The following is a 1,998-nucleotide window of genomic DNA, read 5'->3' on the forward strand; positions in this document are numbered from 1 at the left end:
TGATCACCCGTGGCATCGGCTACCTCAGCCGAGTGAAGGACGTCACCCCCAAGGATGGCGATCCCTTCCTGTCGTGCACCATCGCCGCCCTGAACGGGCCCGTCGATGAACCGGAGTACCGGTACTTCGACACCATCGTCGCCACTCCTGAAGCCGAGCATCTGGTTCGCCGGTGCATCCAGGCCATCGAAGGGAACCGCAAGGTGCTGATCAGCTTCAAGTTGAACGACATGAAGATCGATCCGTACATCCGCACCAAGGGCGAGCGCGCCGGGGAACCGGGTGCGAACCTCGAATCGACACTGGTCCACATCGGTCTGATCAAGATCGATGGCGTCCAGGTCTATCCGACGAGCCAGGCGAAAGCCGAGCCGCCGCAAGCTGAGGACGCACTCGCGCCCGAAGCCGAGGACGTTGCCGACACCGCTGCCGAACAACCCGCCGAGTCCGCTGAGCGCGAGCCCGAGGCGCAAGTCGAAGAGCAGGAGCCGGCGCTGGCTGATCCGTTCTGATCCGGCATGGCCCCTCACGGGGCCTTGCCTTTTTCCTATTTCCCCAAGGAGAACCATCATGACAGCCACAACGGCACCCACAAGATCAGTCCTGCCCATCGTCGTCCCGGGCCAGCTCACGTTGCGGACCATCCGCGGCAAGAATGGCCCGTTCACGGTCGGTCGACTGACCACCCCCATCGGCGAATTCGCGGTCAAAGACGCGGAGCTGGAACAGTACCCGAAGGCAAGTACGACGGGGACTTTGTCATTCGCTACATCTTCGCAAAGTCCTATCCGGTCGCGGGCGGTGCACGGTTAGAAATCCGGCGCCAACCTCGACGGCATGACGCTCAATGGCATCGACAAACTGAGCCGTGACGAAGCTCGCAGCTTCGCCACCCAGGAAGTCGATCCGCTCGATGAAGAGCAAGGGGCGCAGCCTGCGGCAACGCCGACCAAGCCGTCAAAGCATCCAAGCCCGCCAAGCCAGCACCCACGCAGGCGTCGGCGGACCCGCTGGTCGATACCACGCCCTTCGGAGTGGATGCGCCGAAGCCTGCTGCTGCCACTGTTTCCGGCAGTGCCGAAGACGGCGACGCCGCACTGTTCGGCATCCTGTGGCCGCTGGGCGAGTCCGTGAAACTGGATTCGACCATCGACCGCCGCGCCCTGCGCGCGCAGATCGCCCGCCTGGGCGAACTGCGCTATGCGTTGGACTTCAAGACGCAGGAGTGGAGCCGCGAGGCCGAACTTCAACCTGCATGACTTGTGCGTAAACACGGGCACCGCATCCGCAGTGCTCTTCATCACCCGCTGGGGCACCTTCCCCTCGCGGGGAAGGACTCCAGTTCCTTTCTGGAGGTTTTCACCATGTCCACCATCGCTTGCGATACCCCATCACAGCCCACCGCAGATGCCGCCCGCTGGATGAACCCGCCTGGCGGGCGATCTGCGACACCACGGCTGAACAAGCAGCCAAGGGCTGCGGGCTGTCTTACGACTACTACGTCGAACGCTTCAGCTCGTCAATCGGCGCTCAAGCTCGTCAACTGCCCGAGGACCAGCGCACCCAGGCTCTGCAAATCGCACGGGAATGGGGCTACGAAACACCTGCCGAACGGCAGGAGACCCAAGACTGGAACGCTGCACACGGCTACTGCTCACATGGCATCGAACTGGGTTGTTGCCCGGCTGGTTGCGGTTCATAAGGCCGCACTGGCATCCATCGCCGCATAGACGGCATTTCACCACCCGCTGGGAGCTTTCCCCGGAAGGGAAGCCTCCAGCCTGACTTTTCCAGGAGGCTCTCATGGGCTGGTATTTCTCTCACCAATCGCGGTCCGAGCTGATCGCGGAACTCATCGCACCGCAGGAGACCGAGCGCGCGAGCGTGGAAGGTCATCGCCCACACGCTGCGCGGCAATGTCCTTTGGTCCGTGCTCGAAGTGACGGCCAAGGCCGAAGGCGTGCATCGTGAGCTCGCGCCGGGCCAGTCCTTGCGCCA

At 63.3% G+C, this 1,998-nt stretch carries 1 protein-coding gene and 1 pseudogene; both read left to right on the forward strand.

From position 1 onward, the window contains the following. The coding region (locus tag A6745_RS10310; protein ID WP_156513351.1) for a DUF3577 domain-containing protein at positions 1 to 512 on the forward strand (512 nt) is incomplete at its 5' end. A gap of 58 nt (positions 513 to 570) precedes the next feature. Beyond that, positions 571 to 1,259, forward strand: a pseudogene (locus A6745_RS10315) (DUF3275 family protein). Positions 1,260 to 1,998: the final 739 nt, after the last annotated feature.

This window comes from Bordetella ansorpii (assembly GCF_900078705.1).
Taxonomy (GTDB): Bacteria; Pseudomonadota; Gammaproteobacteria; order Burkholderiales; family Burkholderiaceae_B; genus Bordetella; species Bordetella ansorpii_A.